1 protein-coding gene is annotated in these 1,383 nt (G+C 69.6%); it reads left to right on the top strand.

Translation table 11 applies throughout. From position 1 onward, the window contains the following. The first annotated feature begins 176 nt into the window (after positions 1–176). Positions 177–1,346 carry an ISAs1 family transposase gene (locus G3I60_RS43590; RefSeq protein ID WP_164608540.1) on the top strand — a complete coding sequence of 390 codons (1,170 nt, stop codon included), beginning with the start codon at positions 177–179 and terminating at the stop codon, positions 1,344–1,346. Positions 1,347–1,383 lie beyond the last annotated feature (37 nt).

Genomic DNA, 1,383 nt, shown 5'->3' with positions numbered 1-1,383 from the left:
CAGGGTCCTTCGCAAGATCGTGATCGGTCCGGTTTCGTCGGGTGTCGACGTGATGCCGGGTTTCGTGTCTGCGGGGTGGGGTCGGGAAGCAGTGCAGGCACGGTCGCAGTGATCATGTGAGTGTCGAAGTCCCATGAACGCTGAGCGAGTCCGTGCCTGCCTCCATATCTTCTCCCATGCCCTCCGGGCTGGGCCAACTGGCCCGGTCCGTCGGCCTGGCGCCACTGCCGGGCGCCGTGGCCGTGCTGCCGTTCCTCGCAGCGCTGCCCGATCCGCGTGACCGCCGCGGACGCCGCTACCCCCTGTCGGCGCTGATCGCCGCTTCGGCCGCGAGCGTCCTGGCCGGAGCGCAGTCGCTCACCGCGATATCCGAGTGGATCACGGACGCGCCCGGCTGGGCCCTGCGGGCCCTGGGCTTCGCGCCCGATCCATTCTCCGGCATGGTCCCGGCCCCGCACCCGCACACCGTGCGGCGCTTGCTGTCCCAACTCGACGGCGACGCACTCGACACCGCGATCGGTGCCTTCCTCACCGCCCGCGCCGCCGAAGACAGCGGCACCGAGGGCCGGTTGCGGGCGATCGCCGTGGACGGCAAGGTCCTGCGCGGATCCCGGGCCGGCGGCAAGAGCGCCGTCACCCTGCTGGCCGCGATGGACCACAACGGAAGCGTCCTGGCCCAGCGCCAGGTCGCAGACAAGAGCAACGAGATTCCCGCCTTCGCTCCGCTGCTGGACACCCTCGACCTGAACCACACGGTGATCACCGCCGACGCTCTCCACACCCAGCACGACCACGGCCGCTACCTCCGCCGGCACGGCGCGCACTACCTCGCCGTCGTCAAAGCCAACCATCCCGGACTGTTCGACCAGGTCAGGAAGCTTCCCTGGCGGGACATCACGCTCGACCACAAGACCCGCGACCGAGCCCATCACCGCCTGGAGATACGCCGGTTGAAGACCGTCGCCTTCGCCCACATCAACTACCCCGACGCGGCCCAGGCCCTCCAGATGGTGCGCTGGCGCCGTGACCTGCACACCGGGAAGCTGACCATCGAGCGTGTCCACCTCATCACCAGCCTGCCGCCCGGAACCGCCACCGGCGCACAGCTCGCCGCCTGGATCAGAGGCCACTGGCGCATCGAGAATCTCCTCCACCACGTCCGCGACCGGACCTTCCGCGAAGACGACTCCAAGATCCGCACCGGCCATCTGCCCCGCGCGATGGCCTCCCTGCGGAACCTCGCCATCGGCATCCACCGCCAGGACGGCCACACCAACATCGCCGCCGCCCTACGACACACCGCCCGCGACTACCGCCGCCCCGTCCAGACCCTCGGCCTCACCTGACAAAACCGGACCGATCACGATCTTGCGAAGGACCCTG

Source organism: Streptomyces sp. SID13666, from assembly GCF_010548325.1.
GTDB classification, from domain to species: domain Bacteria; phylum Actinomycetota; class Actinomycetes; order Streptomycetales; family Streptomycetaceae; genus Actinacidiphila; species Actinacidiphila fildesensis.
The sequence above is the reverse complement of the archived record's forward strand: the minus strand, read 5'-3'. Positions and strand labels throughout refer to the sequence as shown.

Coding starts and splice junctions, on each gene's coding strand:
- G3I60_RS43590 (WP_164608540.1), top strand. CDS start 177: ATGCCCTCCGGGCTGGGCCAACTGGCCCGGTCCGTCGGCCTGGCGCCA.